Annotated in this window: 12 protein-coding genes and 2 pseudogenes; 9 read left to right on the top strand and 5 right to left on the bottom strand. The window is 72.6% G+C overall.

What is annotated here, in order from left to right:
* Window positions 1-779: 779 nt before the first annotated feature.
* Entirely contained in the window at window positions 780-950 is a 171-nt protein-coding gene (locus tag AC067A_RS18440) for a hydrophobic protein (RefSeq protein ID WP_479243665.1), read from the bottom strand.
* Between the two features lie 790 nt (window positions 951-1,740).
* On the opposite strand from AC067A_RS18440, the gene AC067A_RS18435 reads away from it, so the two are divergent.
* Entirely contained in the window at window positions 1,741-2,157 is a 417-nt protein-coding gene (locus AC067A_RS18435) for a CBS domain-containing protein (protein ID WP_479243512.1), read from the top strand.
* A 303-nt stretch (window positions 2,158-2,460) separates the two neighbouring features.
* Here AC067A_RS18435 and AC067A_RS18430 read toward each other — a convergent pair whose 3' ends face one another.
* Window positions 2,461-3,804, bottom strand: a complete 1,344-nt coding sequence (locus AC067A_RS18430; RefSeq protein ID WP_479243511.1) for an SDR family NAD(P)-dependent oxidoreductase — start codon at window positions 3,802-3,804, stop codon at window positions 2,461-2,463.
* A gap of 586 nt (window positions 3,805-4,390) precedes the next feature.
* Here AC067A_RS18430 and AC067A_RS18425 point away from each other — a divergent pair.
* Together AC067A_RS18425 and AC067A_RS18420 are read left to right on the top strand one after the other, a co-directional pair.
* Entirely contained in the window at window positions 4,391-4,723 is a 333-nt protein-coding gene (locus AC067A_RS18425; protein ID WP_479243510.1) for an N-acetyltransferase, read from the top strand.
* Window positions 4,716-5,903: an FUSC family protein gene (locus AC067A_RS18420; RefSeq protein WP_479243509.1), complete on the top strand. Its 1,188-nt coding sequence runs from the start codon at window positions 4,716-4,718 to the stop codon at window positions 5,901-5,903. The genes AC067A_RS18425 and AC067A_RS18420 overlap by 8 nt, the downstream gene beginning before the upstream one ends.
* A gap of 86 nt (window positions 5,904-5,989) precedes the next feature.
* Here the strand turns inward: AC067A_RS18420 and AC067A_RS18415 are convergent.
* A pseudogene (locus AC067A_RS18415) lies at window positions 5,990-6,384 on the bottom strand (FKBP-type peptidyl-prolyl cis-trans isomerase).
* 501 nt (window positions 6,385-6,885) lie between these two features.
* On the opposite strand from AC067A_RS18415, the pseudogene AC067A_RS18410 reads away from it, so the two are divergent.
* A pseudogene (locus AC067A_RS18410) lies at window positions 6,886-7,138 on the top strand (phosphoketolase family protein); the annotation flags it as partial.
* Between the two features lie 5 nt (window positions 7,139-7,143).
* Here AC067A_RS18410 and AC067A_RS18405 read toward each other — a convergent pair.
* Window positions 7,144-8,085: a LysR family transcriptional regulator gene (locus AC067A_RS18405; RefSeq protein WP_479243508.1), complete on the bottom strand. Its 942-nt coding sequence runs from the start codon at window positions 8,083-8,085 to the stop codon at window positions 7,144-7,146.
* A 92-nt stretch (window positions 8,086-8,177) separates the two neighbouring features.
* On the opposite strand from AC067A_RS18405, the gene AC067A_RS18400 reads away from it, so the two are divergent.
* The gene (locus AC067A_RS18400; RefSeq protein WP_479243507.1) at window positions 8,178-9,146 is read left to right on the top strand and encodes a DMT family transporter; all 969 of its coding nucleotides are present in this window, start codon (window positions 8,178-8,180) and stop codon (window positions 9,144-9,146) included.
* Window positions 9,147-10,264: 1,118 nt separating this feature from the next.
* Here the strand turns inward: AC067A_RS18400 and AC067A_RS18395 are convergent.
* Window positions 10,265-10,519, bottom strand: coding sequence for a zinc finger domain-containing protein (locus AC067A_RS18395; protein ID WP_479243506.1), 255 nt, complete (start codon window positions 10,517-10,519; stop codon window positions 10,265-10,267).
* A gap of 503 nt (window positions 10,520-11,022) precedes the next feature.
* Here AC067A_RS18395 and AC067A_RS18390 point away from each other — a divergent pair.
* The 4 genes from AC067A_RS18390 to AC067A_RS18375 all read left to right on the top strand — a co-directional run bounded on the left by AC067A_RS18390 (window position 11,023) and on the right by AC067A_RS18375 (window position 17,354).
* The gene (locus AC067A_RS18390; RefSeq protein ID WP_479243505.1) at window positions 11,023-12,531 is read left to right on the top strand and encodes an aldehyde dehydrogenase family protein; all 1,509 of its coding nucleotides are present in this window, start codon (window positions 11,023-11,025) and stop codon (window positions 12,529-12,531) included.
* Entirely contained in the window at window positions 12,528-14,054 is a 1,527-nt protein-coding gene (locus AC067A_RS18385; protein ID WP_479243504.1) for a GMC family oxidoreductase, read from the top strand. Before AC067A_RS18390 ends, AC067A_RS18385 begins: the two co-directional genes overlap by 4 nt.
* Window positions 14,051-15,148: a quaternary amine ABC transporter ATP-binding protein gene (locus AC067A_RS18380; protein ID WP_479243503.1), complete on the top strand. Its 1,098-nt coding sequence runs from the start codon at window positions 14,051-14,053 to the stop codon at window positions 15,146-15,148. Before AC067A_RS18385 ends, AC067A_RS18380 begins: the two co-directional genes overlap by 4 nt.
* Before the next feature lie 202 nt (window positions 15,149-15,350).
* Window positions 15,351-17,354 carry an ABC transporter permease subunit gene (locus tag AC067A_RS18375; RefSeq protein WP_479243502.1) on the top strand — a complete coding sequence of 668 codons (2,004 nt, stop codon included), beginning with the start codon at window positions 15,351-15,353 and terminating at the stop codon, window positions 17,352-17,354.

The following is a 17,354-nucleotide window of genomic DNA, read 5'->3' as shown; positions in this document are numbered from 1 at the left end:
GAGGGCCCTGACTTTCAAGATCAAGCCTCAGGCGCCGGTGGGGTGGGAGCGGGCGTCGACACGGAGGTGGGAGGCGCCGGCAGGGGCCGAGCATCCCCCGACCCTCCATCGGCCCGGCAGAGAAAACCCCAGCTCAGCGCACCCTCCCCCGCGCCTTCAGCTGGGTCGCCGGAACCTCCGGCGCGTCCAGGCGGGCGCCGCCGCAGCCCTTCACCTCGCCGAAGCGGTCGCTCGTCATCCAGTCCTCCCTCGCCTTCCGGATCTCCTCGTCCGTGCGGCCCACGAAGTTCCACCGCAACCCGCGTGGACACCACATCACCGCAGGTCAGCAGCCCATATGCCAGGCAGGGGTCAGCAAAAGGTCAGCATCAACGTCTGGACGTTCCCATAGGCTTCCAGCCTGCGTGTGAGGGGATGCGGCCATCCGTCGATTCCGACCAAGGAGATCGGCCGGGGGCGGCTCGTGCTGCTGGCTTACGCACCCTCGCCCGTTTCGCTCTGCACCGCCTCGCGCAGCCTCGACCCCGCGCCCGCCGCCGCTGGGGTCTGTCCGGCCGGTGAATCGAGCAGAAGCCGTGCGCAGCGGCCCCGCAGGCAGGAGCAACGGGGTTCCGCTGCTGAGCCTGCGGGGCCGGTGCATCACTCATGCGCCCCACGGGACGCCCGATATACGTGGTCCATGTCGATCGCCTGGGCGGGGAGTCCTCTTCCATGAGTGAGGCCCGACCGTATCCGGTCGGGCCTCACTCACCTCGCGCGCGTAGCGCTCCTCGTGCTGTCTACCAGCGGTACCAGCGGCCCTTGCGGCCGCCACTGCCAGCAGGCCGGATGACGAATCCCAGCAGCCAGACAACGAGAACGATCACCGCGATCCACCACAGCGCCTTCAACGCGAAACCCGCACCGAACAGGATCAGAGCCAGCAGAAGAACCAAAAGCAGGGGAACCATCGTCATCAACCTCCTGGCCACCAGTTGCCCCCACCTCGGGCCGACAAGCCCATGAGCGGAAGTTACTTCCGCAAGCCACGGGGCATATGCGCGGGCGCCCGCGCCATGCCTGGTCCCCCGTCACCTCTTTCGTGGCTCCGCAATGGGGCCTCCGGCCTTCGGGCCCGGCAGGACTTCCCCCCCTTGTCGTTCATGATCCGAGAGGTGGTGCCACCGGGTCCGGAGGCATCGACGGACCGCTGGTGAGGGGCTTGAACGCCGGCTTCACCCAGGGCCGGAAGAGCTCTCCGTACCGTGGATGCGGCAGCTCGATGCCCTGGCAAGGCCGGACGAAAGCGTGAGGGAGGGGCCGGCACGTCATCGACACCGGCGGCATCGACGTCTTCCTCGACCTGTACGAACCGAGACCGGCCCGTTCCCGACCGCTCACTCCGTCCGCGACCTCACCGTCTGGTTGTCCGCCCGCCGCTTCCCCCGGACGGCCGACCAGGCAGGTCGGCGAGTTCTCGAACACGGCCCGGTCACGGTCGAGGGACGCCGGGCCCTGCGGCGCTGACGGTGTCGTAGGACTGGAGGCCTTGGACCATCGCACCTCCTACGAGACCGCCCCGGCCGGACATGAAGAGGGCGAAGTGCTCGCAGCACGGGAAACCGGCTTTGCGGCGGTGGGGTGGAAGAGGTTCCGCGGGCGTTATGCGGCCGGTATGCGGGATACGCGTGTGTGGACGGTCCGTGCCCGGAGGGGTGTGGGCCGGCACGGACTGCAAGCGCACATCAGGAAGGCACTGCGATGACGACCGCACGCGAGATCATGACCGAGGGCGCCGAGTGCATCGGCGCCGAGGAGACGGTCCTGGAGGCCGCGAAGAAGATGACGCAGATGGGCGTCGGCGCGCTGCCGATCTGCGGCACCGACGAGAGGCTGAAGGGCGTGCTCACCGACCGCGACATCGTCGTGAAGGTCCTCGGCGCGGGCAAGGACCCGGCCCAGGTGAAGGCGGGCGAGCTCGCCCAGGGCGAGGCGGTCACGATCGGTGCGGACGACGACGCGGGGGAGATCATGCGCACCATGGCGTCGCACAAGGTGCGGCGGCTGCCCGTGATCGACGGTCATCGCCTGGTCGGCATGGTCGCCCAGGCGGATGTCGCCCGCGCGCTCCCCGACCCGCAGGTCGGCGACCTCCTCGAGGCCCTCTCCACCGACTGAGGACACGCTCCCGCCGTCACCCGGGGCCCGGCGCCGGGGTCGCGGGGGCCCCGGCCTGCGGCCTGGAAGCGGACGCCGAGACCTTCGGCTGTCAGGCGGCGCTTCCGGGGCGGAGGGGCGACGTGCCGAGACCGAGCCGCCCGCCGGGCATCGCCGTGTCGGCCGCGGAGTGGAGCCGCCGGTCGGTGGCCACGCCCGGGCGCGGCCAGGCCGGCAGCGGTGCACCTTCGGCGTCGGACCGCGGCGGCACCTCCCGGGCACGTCCCTGAGGGCGCACGCTGGGGCCCCGCTCTCCCGGCCGGCTCACCACTCCGCCTCCCGGTAGTCCTTGAGGAACACGCCGGAGACCGGCGCGCCCGCCTCGCCACGCACGATCGGGTCGTAGACCCGCGCCGCACCGTCGACGACGTCGAGCGGCGTGCGGAAGCCGGTGCCGGCGATGCGGTTCTTCTTCGGCAGCGGGTTCTCGTCGGTGATCCAGCCGGTGTCGACGGCGCACATGTGGACGCCCTGCTCGGCCAGTTCCGGTCCGCTGGTGCGCGTCAGCATGTTGAGCGCGGCCTTCGCCATGTTGGTGTGCGGGTGCCCAGCGGTCTTGCGGCGGGCGGCGAACCGCCCCTCCACCGCGGTGACGTTGACGACGTACCGGTGCCGCCGGGGCGAGGCGAGCAGCAGCGGCAACAGCCGGTCGACGAGCAGGGCGGGCGCGAGCGCGTTCACGAGCTGGGTCTCCAGGACCTCGGCCGGGTCGAGGGAGCCGAGCTTCGCCGACCACGAGTTGTCCGGTGCGGGATCGGGCAGCAGGCCCGCCTCGTCGGCCCCGTCGAGGACGAGGGCCAGGGCCGGCGCCCCTCCCGTGGCCGGAGCCTCCACCGCGCGCAGGGGCGTGTACCCGGGGGCGTGCCGGACGCCGGGCGGCAGGGCTCCGGTCTCGCCGGCGGCGAGCAGCGCGTACGCCTCGGGCAACCGGCGCACGGTCTGGGCGGCGTTGTTGACCAGGATGTCCAGCGGCTGTCCGTCCTCGCGGAGCCGCTCGCACAGGCCGAGCACCTGGCGCGGGTCGCGCAGGTCGACGGCGACGACGGTGAGCCGGTCGAGCCACACCTCGCTGCCGGGCTCGGCGCGGAACCGGCGCAGGGTGTCGTGCGGGAAGCGGGTGGTGACGAGGAGTTCCGCACCGTCGCGGAGCATCATCAGCGCCAGCTGGAAACCGATCTTGACCCGGCCTCCGGTGAGCAGGGCGCGCCTGCCGGTGAGGTCGGTACGCAGAGAGCGGCGGGCGGCGTTGTCGGCAGCGCAGTCGGGGCAGAGCAGGTGGTAGAAGCCATCGACCTGTCGGTAGAACGACTTGCAGACGTAGCACCGCCGGGGGCGCTCGTAGACGCCGCCCGCTCCCGCCTGGCGGGGCGTCAGCGGGGCGTCCTCGCGTCGGGCGACCGCGCCGGTGGCGGTGGCCGCCGCCACGGTGGCGTCCGCCTCGGCACGTACGGTCTTGAGGCGCTTACGGCGGCGGGTCCGGCCATCGCGTGTGAAAACGGCGGCGGCCTGCTCGGCGCGGAGGCGGACCGGGTCGTCCACCGGCAGGGCGCGTAGACGGGTGAGCGTACGGTCGAAGGCGGCGAGTTCCTCGTCGCTGATGTGCTCCATGTGTTCCCGCCCCGCCTCTCGCACTTCCTCGTGGCCCGGACAGAGACGAAATCGGCGGCTCCCCCGGAGCAGGAGGGTGCGACCGCCTGTGCGCTCCAGGACCGGGTCGCCCGAACGGTCGGACACGAACCGACTCAGCGGCCCCGCCGAGTCGGCGCGCCTGCCCCTGCGCGACGTCCGGACCGTGCCGAAGATCATATCGCCGCACCGCACCGGCTCGTCGCCACGATGTCGGGCGGCAGCCTGACGTACGCCCGGGGTCCTCTCCTACGAGCACCCGGCAGTTCGCCGGAGGTCTCCGGAAGGGGGGTGCCTCGGAAGCGGACGAGCCCGACCGCATCGCCCTGGGCGATGCGGCCCACCGCGTCGGGAGCACGACGCGTCGGTAGCAGGCATTGGTCGCGGCCGTCGGGGCACGCGGGACCGCATGGGAATCCAGACGACCGCAACGAACCCCGCGCACGGCCGGTTCCCTGTGCGGCGGGCAGGGGCCTCGCACCGTCGCGCCGAGGGGCGGCACCGGCGCTCCGGGCGGCTGTGGGGCAGATGGCATCGGCGGCTCCTGGCCTATCGCGACGTCCGGCTGGTGCCCTGCCCCGACACCGCCGGCGACGGCCTTGAGTGTCTGCTGCTGGTGCACATCCGCAAGGTGGTGGGCCGGGTGACGTACCGGACATGCGAGCGGTGTGCCGAGGGAGTGATCACCGAGGTGGTGCTCGACGATCCCTTCCTCGGCAGCGGGCTGGGGACCAGGGCACTGGCCAACCTGCGCTCCCGGCACCCCGACGTCAGGTGGCGCACGACGCTCGACGGCCGGCTCGCACGTGACCTGCTGCGGCGGATGCGCGTCCGCCCGGCGCGCGACGGTGGGCCGTGCCCCCACGCGCTGCCCGCCGTCCCCGCCTCCACCGGTGGTTGAGCGAGCGCTGGGGCGGGGCGGGAACCCGAGCCGGATCGGCGCGGCCGGACAGTGGTGCCGACGGCAGGTCCAGGCCCGCTGGGAGTTCGTGCGGCGTGCGGCGCGGGGGCCCGGCGAGGAGCGGGACTCGCTGCTGTTGCAGGCCAAGGGAGCCGCTGCCGCCGCGGTCGCCTGGTGGCTCGCGGCCTGGCTGCTGCCGCCCACGGTGACGGCCTTCGCCACCTTCACCGCGCTGCTGTCGCTGCAGTCGACGCTCTACCGCTCCTTGTGGGACTCCGTGCAGTACCTGGGGGCCATGGCGCTGGGAACAGTCGGAGCGGCGGCGTTCGGCAGCACCGCCGGCGTCCACGTCTGGAGCGTGGGAGTCCTCGCCTTCATCGCCCTGCTCGGGGCACGGCTTGAACTCCTGGGCCGACAAGGCGCCCAGGTCCCGGTCGTCGCGTTGTTCGCGTTCGCGGGCGGCGGCGGTGACATCGACTACATCGGCCACCTCGTGGCGGCCGCGGCCATCGGCGTGGGCTGCGGACTGGTCGCCCATTTCGCGGTCGCGCCCTCACCCCACACCGATACGGCACGGCAGCTGACCGCGGACCTGGCTGCCCGTACCGCACACCTTCTGCGGGACCTGGCCGGCACAGCGACGGACGGCACCGCCGAGGGCGGCTCGGAGGGGGACTGGGCTCACCGCTGTGAGGACCTGGCCGCCCGCGCGGCGCGGACCCGTGCCGCGGTCGACAGGGAGGAGGAGAACACCAGACTCAACCCCCGCCCCGCCTGGGGCCACGCCGACGACACCCTCCCACGCTGTCACGACACGATCGGGATGATCGAGCGCACGGCCACCCACATCCGCTCCATCGCCCGCGCCCTCCCCCACGCCCGGCGTGCACCAGAGGCGATGCGGAGCCTCAGGGCGTACGCGGAGCTGCTGACCACTACCGCCGCCGCCCTGGAGTGTCTCGACCCCCCGCAGGGCCCCGAGGACGCCGACAAGCTCCGCGCCCGCGTCGAGGACGCCATGCGCCGCTACCGGGACCTGACCGTGGCGATACGCCGGGAGCGACACGACGCTCCGGGCGAGTGGCCCGTCTACGGCACGGCCCTCACAGAAGCCGTCCGCATCGTCGAAGAGATCGAACGCACCTGGGCCCGTACGGGGGAGACGGCCGGCGCCGGGTGAACCCCATGGCCGGTGGTGCGCCCCTGTCGACGGCCCTCGACAGGGGCGAGCACACCGCCGCACGGACGGGCGAGGAGCGGCCGGGGTCATCCGCCCCTGCTCCACCCTCCTGTGCCCGAGTACGAGTCCAGCAGGTCCACCACGAAGACCAGGGTCGAGCCGGCGGGCATCAAGGGCGAGGGCTACTGGTCGCCGTGGCCGAGACGCGGGGGAACGATGATCCGGCGCCGTCCACCGACCCTCGTTTCCTTGACGCCACGGTCCCGGCCCTTGATGACCCGGCCACTGCCGGGGCGAACTCGAACGGCTCGCCCCGGTCCCACGGGGCGTCGGACTCCTCCCCGGTCTCGAAGGTCACCCCGACGTAGTGCACCCTGACGACCGTGCCCGTCTTCACCTCGGGTCCGTACCCGGCGACCAGATCCCGGACGGTCAGCTCGGCAGGAGCGTCACCCTCCGGAACGTCGGCCTTCGGCTTCATCGGTTCACTCGTCGCACCTCGTCTCTCTTCGTCAAAAGCCCCCGCACGGACCCACCAGGACGCGCGGGTCTCGCATGGGGCAGACGGCCCACGCCACCGAGACCGCCGCTCCCCGGCTCACACGGAGCCTTGCCGCCGCCCGCGTGCTCGCCCCGAGGCGTCGCCGGCTTTTGCCGGTACGAGCGAGAGGACTGCCGACCGTTCCGGCACGGCATCCGTGTTCAGCAGCAGGCCCCTCGGTTCAGCTGCCGAGGTCGAACGCGCCCCGCGCGGTGAACGGCTCGCCCTGGACGTAGATCCTGCTTCCTCGGCCGACGACCCGGCGGCGTTTCGGGCTGCCCCGGTAAGGGTGAGCAGGCCGGCTTCGGTCGGCCCGACCGATGTCTCGGTGAGCTCTCCGTCGGCGACCCGGCCCCGTTCCTCGCCGTAACCGCCGTAGAAGGCGGCCCGGCCATCGTGGGCGGCCACCACGTGAGCGCCCCGTACGCGGTTTCGCCCACACTCCACCGCATCCAGCGCCAGGCCCGCACCGGCGGGCTGGACTGGCGGCCCCGATGACCTGTGATCGTCCTGCGCACGCCAAAGGGCTGGGCCGGCCCGGCGGAGGTGGACGGATTGCCAGTCGAAGGCACCTGGCGTTCCCACCAGGTCCCGCTGTCCGGGGCCCGGGACGATCCGGAACACCGCCGGCAGCTGGAGAGCCGACTGCACTCCATACCGTCCCGACGAGCTGCTCGACGAGCGGGGCAGGCCGGCGGCCTACGACACCCGTGCGTCGCCCTCTTCTCCCTTCGCCGCCCCTTGCCCTTGCGCCTCGGCCGAGGCCCGGAGGGCATCGAGCAGTGTCCGCAGGACGGGCTGTTCCAGGGATCCGGCCCGGAAGACGGCGTGGAGGGACCTGACCGGCTCCGGGCGCCGGATGCGGCGGACGGCGACGCCGGGATGACGGACGCTCAGCCCCAGTCGCGGGACGAGACTGACGCCCAGGCCCGCGGCGACGAAGCCCTGTGCGGTGGCGTAGTCCTGCGACATGGCAGCGAAGTCCGGGCTGAAACCCGCGGCGGCGCAGCCGTCGGTGATCGGCGTGAGGCAGGGGCCGGGCGGCTCGCTGCCGACCCAGGGCTCACCGGCGAGATCCGCGAGGTCGAGCACGCGCTTCGCCGAGAGCGGGTGTTCGGCGGGGAGGACCGCTCGGTACGGATCGTCGAGCAGGTGCACGACCCGTACGCCGTGCCGGGACGCGTCGGTGGGCGGCCGGACGACGACGGCCAGGTCGGCCTCACCCCGGTACACCTGCGCCACCGCGTCATCGGGATCGGCCAGCCCCGGGTCGATCGCGACCGCCGGGTGCTCAGAGAGGACGCGGGCCAGGGCCGGCGCCAGCAGCGTCGGTCCGACGGAGGCGAAGTAGCGGACGGTCAGCATGCCCTCGCGGCCGGCCCGCAGATCGGCCAACGCGGTCTCGGCCTCGGCGAGATGCTCGCTGATGACGGCCGCGTACCGGGTGAGCAGCAGTCCGGCGGCCGTCGGGCGCACTCCCCGGCCGGCCCGCTCCAGCAACGCGCTCCCCGCTTCCCTCTCCAAGACCGAGATCTGCTGGCTGATCGCGGAGGGGGTGTAGCCGAGGTTGGCGGCCGCCGCCGTCACCGAGCCGCTGGTGATCACGGCGCGCAGGACTTGCAGACGTCTCACATCGAGCATGTAGCAGAGCTTAATCGAAGTGCAGAAGCTTTTGCTTGTCCTTACGGCAGGACTGCGGCAGCGTTCACGCCAGGGCCGAACAGGAGGTAGCGGTGAACGGCGTCAAGAGCAGGAGCCGAGGCGGGGCGCGGATCGGCGTCCTCGCCTTGCTGTGGGGATCGACCTTCCTGTGGATCGAGGTGGCCCTGGAGGCACTGACCCCCGTGCAGGTCACGTTCAGCCGCTGCCTCCTCGGGGCGGCCACCCTGCTCGCCCTCTGCCTGCTCTCCGGTCGGCGGCTGCCGCGCAGCCCGGCCATATGGGGCCGTGTCGTCGTGGCGGCCTTCTTCTGCAACGCCCTGCCCTTCGCCCTGTTCAGCTTCGGACAGCAGAGCATCGACTCGGGTGTCGCGGGCGTCCTGAACGCCACGACCCCCCTGTGGTCCCTGCTGCTCGGCGCGGCCGTGGGCACCGAACGCCGTCTGCGTCCGGGGCGCGTCACCGGGCTGCTGCTCGGATTCACCGGAGTGGTGCTGATCTTCGCGCCGTGGCAGGCCAGGGAGTCGGGTGGCTGGGACACCCTCGCCATCGTCGGTGCGGCCGCCGCATACGCGGTCGGCTTCCTGTTCATGAGCCGCCACCTGGTCGGCAAGGGCATCCCGACCACCGCGCTGTCCGCGGCCCAGCTCATCGCCGCGACCGTCCTCACCGCGCCGACCCTGGCGCTGGGCGGGCTGACGCCGATCGAGATCGGCCCGAGGCAGCTGATCGCCACGGTGATCCTCGGCGTCGTCGCCACCGGCGTCACCTTCCACCTCACGTACCGCAACATCGCGGCCGAAGGCGCCACCAACACCGCCGCCGTGGGCTACCTGCTGCCCGTGGTCTCGGTGGCACTGGGCATCGCCGTCCTCCACGAGGACTTCAGCCTCCGCATCGCCTTCGGGATGGTGGTCGTCCTCGCCGGTGTCGGCCTGACCCGCCGCTCCACACCGGTCAACCGCCCCGCCGGCCCTCCCGACAACGGCCACGGCAGCGACGACCTCCGGACGGCGCCGCGGCACGCCGAGAGCCGCACCTAAGGCGCAAGGTCGAGGCCTTCCCCTCCTCTACCGTCACGGGTGGAGCGACGAGGCCGAACCAGCGCGGCACGACAGCAGGCGCAAGGCCCCGGAGCTTTTCACCGCCACCAGGGCGGCCGCCAACGCCACGCTGATGCCGTCGACCGCCTCCGCGTCCTCGGCCGCGGCGGCCGGGGGCGAACCGCAGGCTCTGCGGCGGACCGGACAGGTCACCCCTGACCGTCACCGTAAGTCCCGGTGACCGGCGAGCCGGTGCCCGACGTCGGGACCTGGTCCGCGACCTCGCCCGCGGCTGCGACGCCATGGTTGAGCCGCAGCCCACGCATGCCAGATCGCCGGTACGACCGTCAGACGAGGAGGGCACTGACCCCCGCACGACGCACCTGATGGTTCGTCAGCAAAGTCGGCAAAAGGTCAGCATTCAGCTGACCGGACCTGCTCACACACGAGCGCACCCGAGAAAGACGCCGAACCGGCTGCACCGCACGGGCGCCCGGCTCGCCAATGCCCCTGACCTGCGGCGACGCCACATAGCCAGATCTTGGACCTGAACAGAGTACGCAGCACTCGGGACTCCCCTGAGACGACTCCCTGCCTGCTTTGTGCAGGTCAAGGGCGGCCCCGACCGTACACCGACACCCCGTCCGATGTTTGCGAAAAACATCGCTCCAGTCAGGCGATACGGGTCCCCACCTGGGATTTCGCGTCGTCACCGACGTCTGTCCAGGCGATCCTCCGGGAATGCCCGGCGACTCGTGTGACCGGATGCCGACTTACCTGATGGGCCGCCAACCGTACGGGGAACCACTCTGCGCACACGGAGGCTGCTCGCCGGTGGCCTGCCTGCGTGGCCGAGATCCGGGCTGCGGTTCGTTGACGGCGCCTGAGGCCGTCTGCCAGAGGATCTGACCGGTGCGCTCGTCGGCCGACCACGAGCCCGGCTTGCCCTTGCCCTCGGAGACCCTGCTTGCCGAGCTCACAGGCCTCGATGCCGAGGTCGTAGGCCCCGGTGCCGCGCACGGCGAGCTTCGGGTGGTCCGTCCGGTCCGGGTAGCCGTCGTGGTCGACGGCCGTGGTGCCCACTGGTCAGGGCCGCACCACCACCGTGCTGCGCGATGTCAGCGGCCGGTCGCGACAAGCAGCGGGACGAGCGTGCGGCCCTCCAGGGCCTGCCGGTATGCCCCGCGCCGCTCGGCGTGCACGCTGCGGCGGGCCAGGCACAGCGTCCCGGCCGGCACTCCGCACGTGGGGCAGGGAACACCGAACGCACCGTGCCCGTACAGCCGCTGCGTCTCGTATGCGGCGTCCAGGACCGCATCGGCGATCCGGTCTCCGAAGGACGGCGCGCGGCGCGGCGTGAGGATCGTGCTCATGGCGGGGCGATCTCCTGAGTTCGGCGGAGGACGGCATCGTCAGGTCGCCCCCGAGACTTCGGTCTTGCCGTCGTTTACCCGTCGGCACGGAAAGGAGTCCTGGTTCGCGACTCGACTGCGATGAGCACCGTTCTACGGGATGGGTCTGACATTGATACTCGTAGCGGGTTCCGGTGGTCGTGGCTCAGGGTCTGACTGACGTCCTGCTGGACTGTTGGGTCGGCTGCCGGGACCCGTTCAGTGAGGGTCGGAGCCGGCTACGGGCCCTGACCACGGCCTGACTGCCGCCCCTGCCGCCCCCCTCGGGCAGGCGCGGCAGCGCCCGCCGAACCGTCGAGCCTTGCTCGCCCGAATCTACCCTAGTACCCCTTTTCACCCCTTCTTGACAGTGAAGCGGGTCACTCTCCGTAAGGCATTGCGCATGGATCGCAGGCGTCAGGGCAGGTGGCCGGATCGCCGGACCACCGGCAGGGGGACTCGGAGAACGGAAGGCCAGACGCGACGTGACGGCAGCACAACAGACCATCCATGTGGGCGGAGAGTGGCGCGCAGCCCTGTCCGGAGCCACGCGCGAGATCATCGACCCCGCCGACGCGACCGCCTTCGCGGTCGTGGCCGAGGGCGGTGTCCGGGACACGGACGACGCCGTGGCCGCGGCGCGGGCCGCCTTCGACGACGGCTCCTGGCCCCGTACACCGGCCGCCGAGCGCGCCGACCTGCTGCGGCGGGTCGCCGACCTGCTGAAGCGCGACCGCGAGCGGATCGGCGCCCTGGAGAGCCAGGACGCGGGCAAGACGCTGGAGGAGGGCCGCATCGACGTCGACTGCGTCCGCGACGCCTTCCTCTACTTCGCCGACCTCGTCGCGAACGAGGGCGGCGGGCGGGTCGTCGACGCCGGATCGGACGAGATCCACAGCGTCGTCGTGCACGAGCCGGTCGGGGTCTGCGCCCTGATCACGCCGTGGAACTACCCGTTGCTCCAGGCCAGCTGGAAGATCGCGCCCGCCCTCGCCGCCGGCAACACGTTCGTGATCAAGCCCAGCGAGATCACCCCGCTGAGCACCGTCGTCCTGGTCGAACTGCTCCTGGAGGCCGGACTGCCCCTCGGCGCGGCCAACATCGTGACCGGCCCCGGCGACACCGTCGGCGCGCGGCTCGCCGAACACCCCGACGTCGACCTCGTCTCGTTCACGGGCGGTCTCGTCAGCGGGACGAAGGTCGCCAGGGCGGCTGCCGACAGCGTGAAGAAGGTCGCCCTCGAACTGGGCGGCAAGAATCCCAACGTCGTGTTCGCCGACGCCTGTTCGACGCACGAGGGGTTCGACACCGCCGTCGACCAGGCGCTCAACGCCGCGTTCGTCCACAGTGGCCAGGTCTGCTCCGCCGGCTCCCGCCTCATCGTCGAGGCGTCGCTGCGCGAGCGCTTCGTCGCCGAACTCGCCCGCCGTGCCGCCCACATCAGGCTCGGACGCGGCACCGACGAGGGAGTGGAGTGCGGTCCGCTGATCTCCGCCGCGCAGCTGGCGAGGACCGAGGAGTACGTCGCCTCGGCCCTCGGCGAGGGCGCGGTGCTGCGGGCGGGCGGTGAGCGACCGTCCGGGGCGGGCTACTTCTACCGGCCCACGGTCCTCGACCGCTGCCACCGGCGCATGCGGGTCGTCCGCGAGGAGGTCTTCGGGCCCGTCCTCACCGTGGAGACCTTCGAGACGGAGGACGAGGCCGTCGCCCTCGCCAACGACACCGAGTACGGCCTCGCCGGGGCGGTGTGGACTGCGGACGAGGACCGCGCCCGGCGCGTCGCGGCCCGGCTGCGCCACGGCACCGTCTGGATCAACGACTTCCACCCGTACCTGCCGCAGGCGGAATGGGGCGGCTTCGGGAAGTCCGGCATCGGCCGGGAACTGGGCCCCAGCGGTCTCGCCGAGTACCGCGAGACCAAGCACATCTACCGGAACCTCGCTCCGCGCCCCGTGCGCTGGTTCGCGGGCGAGACGAAGAAGGACCGGGCATGAACGAGCGGCACGTGTACGACTACGTCGTCGTCGGCGGCGGCACCGCGGGGTCGGTGATCGCCTCCCGGCTGACCGAGGACCCGGACGTCACCGTCGCCGTCATCGAGGGCGGCCCCAGCGACGTCGGCCGCGACGACGTCCTGACCCTGCGCCGCTGGATGGGCCTGCTCGGGGGCGAGCTGGACTACGACTACCCCACCACCGAGCAGCCCCGTGGCAACTCGTACATCCGGCACAGCCGGGCCCGCGTGCTGGGCGGCTGTTCCTCGCACAACACCCTCATCGCGTTCAAGCCCCTTCCCTCCGACTGGGACGAGTGGGCCGAGGCCGGTGCCGAGGGCTGGGGCGCCGCCGCCATGGACCCCTACTTCGCCCGGCTGCGCAACAACATCGTTCCCGTCGACGAGGCCGACAGGAACGCGATCGCGCGGGACTTCGTCGACGCGGCGCAGGCCGCGCTCGGGGTGCCCCGCGTCGAGGGCTTCAACCGCGAGCCGTTCCACGAGGGCGTCGGCTTCTTCGACCTCGCCTACCACCCGGAGGACAACAAGCGGTCGTCCGCCTCCGTCGCCTATCTGCACCCGTTCCTGGACCGGCCGAACCTGCACATCGCCCTGGAGACCTGGGCGTTCCGGCTGGAGTTCGAGGGCACCCGGGCGACCGGCGTGCACATCCGCACCAAGGAGGGTGCGGAACACCTCGTGCGCGCCCGGCGCGAGATCCTGGTGTGCGCGGGCGCCGTGGACACCCCGCGCCTGCTGCTGCACTCCGGCGTCGGGCCGCGCGCCGATCTCGAGAAGCTCGGCATACCCGTCGTGCACGACCTGCCGGGCGTCGGGGAGAACCTGCTCGACCACCCCGAGTCGGTCATCGTGTGGGAGACCCACGGCCCGATCCCCGAGAACTCCGCGATGGACTCCGACGCCGGTCTCTTCGTCCGCCGGGACCCGGAGTCCGAGGGACCGGACCTGATGTTCCACTTCTACCAGATCCCCTTCACCGACAACCCCGAGCGCCTGGGCTACGAACGGCCCGCGCACGGCGTGTCGATGACACCGAACATCCCCAAGCCGCGCAGCCGCGGCCGGCTGTACCTGACGAGCGCCGACCCCGAGGTCAAGCCCGCGCTGGACTTCCGGTACTTCACCGACGAGGACGACTACGACGGCCGGACCCTCGTCGACGGGATCCGCATCGCCCGGCAGATCGCGGCGAGCGAACCCCTGGCCGGCTGGCTGAAGCGCGAGGTGTGCCCGGGGCCGGAGATCACCTCGGACGAGGAGCTCAGCGCCTACGCCCGGCACGTCGCACACACCGTCTACCATCCGGCCGGCACCTGCCGGATGGGTGCCGTCGACGACGAACTCGCCGTCGTCGCACCTGACCTGAGGGTCCGGGGCCTCGACGGCATCAGGATCGCCGACGCGTCCGTCTTCCCGACCATGACCGCCGTCAACCCCATGATCGGCGTGCTCATGGTCGGCGAGAAATGCGCCGACCTGCTGGGAGGTACGACCCGATGAGCGCTCCGTGCCCCCCGACCCGCACCACCACGCCGTCCCCGGCGGCCGACGGGTCCGTCTTCTCCGTGCGCAGTCTGTGGAAGGTCTTCGGTCCCAGGGCCGAGCGCGTGCCCGGCGACCAGGAGCTCGCGCGGCTCGACGCGGCCGAGCTGCGTGAGCGCACCGGCTGCACCGCCGCCGTCCGCGACGTCTCGTTCGACGTCGCGAAGGGTGAGGTCTTCGTCGTCATGGGCCTGTCGGGCTCGGGCAAGTCGACGCTCGTCCGCTGTTTGACCAGGCTGATCGAGCCGACCTCGGGCACGATCTCCATCGACGGCGAGGACGTCCTGTCCATGGACCCCGGCCGGCTCCGCGAACTGCGCCGGCACCGGGCCGCGATGGTCTTCCAGCACTTCGGTCTGCTGCCGCACCGCACCGTGCTCGACAACGTCGCGTACGGCCTGGAGATCCAGGGCGTGGGGCGCGGCGAACGGCGCGAGCGCGCGGCGGAGTTCGTCGTCAAGGTCGGACTCGCGGGCATGGAGCAGCGCAGGCCGGGCCAGTTGTCCGGCGGTCAGCAGCAGCGGGTCGGTCTGGCCCGTGCTCTGGCCGTGGACCCCGAAGTGCTGCTGTTCGACGAACCGTTCAGCGCGCTGGACCCGCTCATCCGCCGGGAGATGCAGGAGGAGGTCGTGCGCCTGCACCGGGAGGAGGGGCGCACGATGGTCTTCATCACGCACGACCTGAGCGAGGCGCTGAAGCTCGGCGACCGCATCGCGCTGATGCGAGACGGCCGGATCGTGCAGCTCGGTACGCCGGAGGAGATCGTGGGCTCCCCCGCCGACGACTACGTCCGGGACTTCGTCCGTGACGTGCCGCGCGAGCAGGTGCTGACCGTGCGCTCGGCGATGCGCCCCGCGCTCGCGGAGGAACACGAGGCCGGCCCGGCGCTCGCCCCCGGCGCCACCGTCCAGGAGGCCATCGAAGCGGTCGCCCGGACGGGCGAGAACGCGCGGGTGGTCCAGGACGGCCGGTGCCTCGGCGTGGTGGACCACGCGGGACTCCTGGGTGTCGTCGCCGGCGTACCGGCCGCGGCGGGGAAGGCGGTGGCCTGATGTACTCCCCCACGACCTGGCCGCCGCCGTGCGGAACGACCGGTGCCGGCGCCCGGGGAGAGCGCCGCGGCAGCGGACACCCCCGCCCGTCCTTCGGCCACGGCGCCGGACACGCCGGCGTCGCTCCGGCCGGCGGGGACGCCGGCCGCCGCCGTCCCGTCCGGCCCGCGGGCCGGACGCGCGGCCCGGGGCGGTGGGTGCGATGACCGTGACCGTCACCCCCACCCCTTCCGGCCGGACGGCCACCGGTGCTGCCGGCGCCGGCGGCGCCGCGACCGGTGACACCCGGCCCGGCGCGCTGCGCGCGCTCGCACGGCACCGCGGCCGCCTGGTCGGCGTCGTCACGGCCCTCGGCCTGCTCCTCGGCGCCGTCCTCCTGGGGGGCGGCGGCTGGCCGGGAGCGCTGACCGTCGACGTGTCGGCGCCGCTCGGGCGCGGCAGCGACTGGATCATCGACAACCGCGACAGCCACCCGCTGTTCCTCTACTTCCTCGGCCACGTGAGCGACCTGGTGGTCGTGTCGGTCCGCGCGGTGTACCTGGCGCTGCTGGCCGCCGGGTGGGCCGGCGTCATCGCGGCCGCCGGCCTGGTGGCCTGGCGTGTCGCCGGTGTCCGGCTCGCGCTGGCCTCCGTCGCCGCCTTCGCCGTGTGCGGACTTCTCGGCATGTGGGTACCCACCATGCAGACGCTCGCACTGATGGCGGTGGCCGTCGCAGCGTCGGTGCTGCTCGGTGGTCTCCTCGGACTCGCCGCGGGCCTGTCGGACCGGATGCACCGGATCCTGCGGCCGGTCCTCGACACCATGCAGGTGCTGCCGGCCTTCGCGTACCTGCTGCCCGTCGTCCTGGTCTTCGGCATCGGCGTGCCCGCGGCCGTCCTGGCGACCGTCGTCTACGCCGCCCCGCCCATGGCCCGGCTCACCGCGCTCGGACTGCGCGGCGCGGACGCCGGTGTCATGGAGGCGGTCGCGTCCCTCGGCGCCGGCGCGAGGCAGCGGCTGCTGACCGCCCGGTTGCCCCTGGCCCGCAAGGAGCTGATGCTCGGTGTCAACCAGTCGATCATGATGGCCCTCGGCATGGCCGTGATCGCTTCCGTCATCGGCGCGGGCGGCCTCGGCGACCGCGTGTACCAGGCGCTGGCCTCGGTCGACGTCGGTGCCGCGCTCACCGCCGGTGTGCCGGTCGTGCTGCTCGCCGTCGTCCTGGACCGCGTCACCGCCGCGGCGGGAGCGCGGATCGGTGCGCCGCCGGTCCCCCGCGCCGGGCTGGGCTGGGCCGTCGCCCTCGTGGCGACCGCCGCCGTCGCGGTCACCGGGCGCCTGTCCGGCCGCCTGTCCTGGCCCGCCGCGTGGACGGTGGACGTCGCCGAGCCCGCCAACCGGGCCGTGGACTGGATGACCGCCCACCTCTACTCCGGCGTGCCTGTCGTCGGGGGCACCGCCGACTGGGCGGGGCGGTTCACCACCTGGGTCCTCAACCCGCTGCGGGACGGGCTCCAGTGGTTGCCCTGGTGGGCGGTCCTCCTGGGCGTCGGCGCGCTCGCCCTGCTCATCGGCACCTGGCGCACCGCGGCGACCGCCGTCCTCGCGATGGGCGTGATCGGTGTGCTCGGGGTCTGGACCCCTGCGCTCGACACGCTGTCCCAGGTCCTGGCGGCCGTCGCCGTGACCCTGGTGCTCGGCGTCGCCCTCGGGGTCGCCGCGGCCCGTGGCACCCGGCTGGGGCGCGTGCTCCGTCCGGTGCTCGACGTCTTCCAGACGCTGCCGCAGTTCGTGTACCTGATCCCCGTGGTCGCCCTGTTCGGAGTGGGCCGCGCCCCGGCGGTCGCGGCCGCCGTGGTCTACGCGCTGCCCGCGGTGGTGCGGATCACCGCCCAGGGCGTACGCGCCGTGGACCCTGCGGTCCTGGAGTCCGCCCGGTCGCTCGGAGCGACCGGCCGTCAGCAGCTCCTCCAGGTCCAGCTGCCGCTGGCCCGGCCCGCGCTGCTGCTCGCCGTGAACCAGGGGGTCGTGCTCGTCCTCGCCGTGGTCGTCATCGGCGGCCTCGTGGGCGGCGGCGCACTCGGCTACGACGCGGTCTTCGGTCTCGCCCGGGGCGACCTGGCGACCGGTCTGGTCGCCGGTGCGGCGATCGTCTGCCTCGGTCTGGCGCTGGACCGGGTGACCCAGCCCACGGAACGCCGTGAGCTCACCGGAAAGGGGGCCTGA

Source organism: Streptomyces sp. NPDC043176 (assembly GCF_056436715.1).
This window is presented reverse-complemented; position numbering and strand designations above follow the sequence as displayed.

Excerpts from the sequence above, each read along its gene's own strand:
- AC067A_RS18440 (WP_479243665.1), bottom strand. The coding sequence starts at position 950 with ATGGTTCCCCTGCTTTTGGTTCTTCTGCTGGCTCTGATCCTGTTCGGT.
- AC067A_RS18435 (WP_479243512.1), top strand. The coding sequence starts at position 1,741 with ATGACGACCGCACGCGAGATCATGACCGAGGGCGCCGAGTGCATCGGC.
- AC067A_RS18430 (WP_479243511.1), bottom strand. The coding sequence starts at position 3,804 with ATGGAGCACATCAGCGACGAGGAACTCGCCGCCTTCGACCGTACGCTC.
- AC067A_RS18405 (WP_479243508.1), bottom strand. The coding sequence starts at position 8,085 with ATGCTCGATGTGAGACGTCTGCAAGTCCTGCGCGCCGTGATCACCAGC.
- AC067A_RS18395 (WP_479243506.1), bottom strand. The coding sequence starts at position 10,519 with ATGAGCACGATCCTCACGCCGCGCCGCGCGCCGTCCTTCGGAGACCGG.
- AC067A_RS18385 (WP_479243504.1), top strand. The coding sequence starts at position 12,528 with ATGAACGAGCGGCACGTGTACGACTACGTCGTCGTCGGCGGCGGCACC.
- AC067A_RS18380 (WP_479243503.1), top strand. The coding sequence starts at position 14,051 with ATGAGCGCTCCGTGCCCCCCGACCCGCACCACCACGCCGTCCCCGGCG.
- AC067A_RS18375 (WP_479243502.1), top strand. The coding sequence starts at position 15,351 with ATGACCGTGACCGTCACCCCCACCCCTTCCGGCCGGACGGCCACCGGT.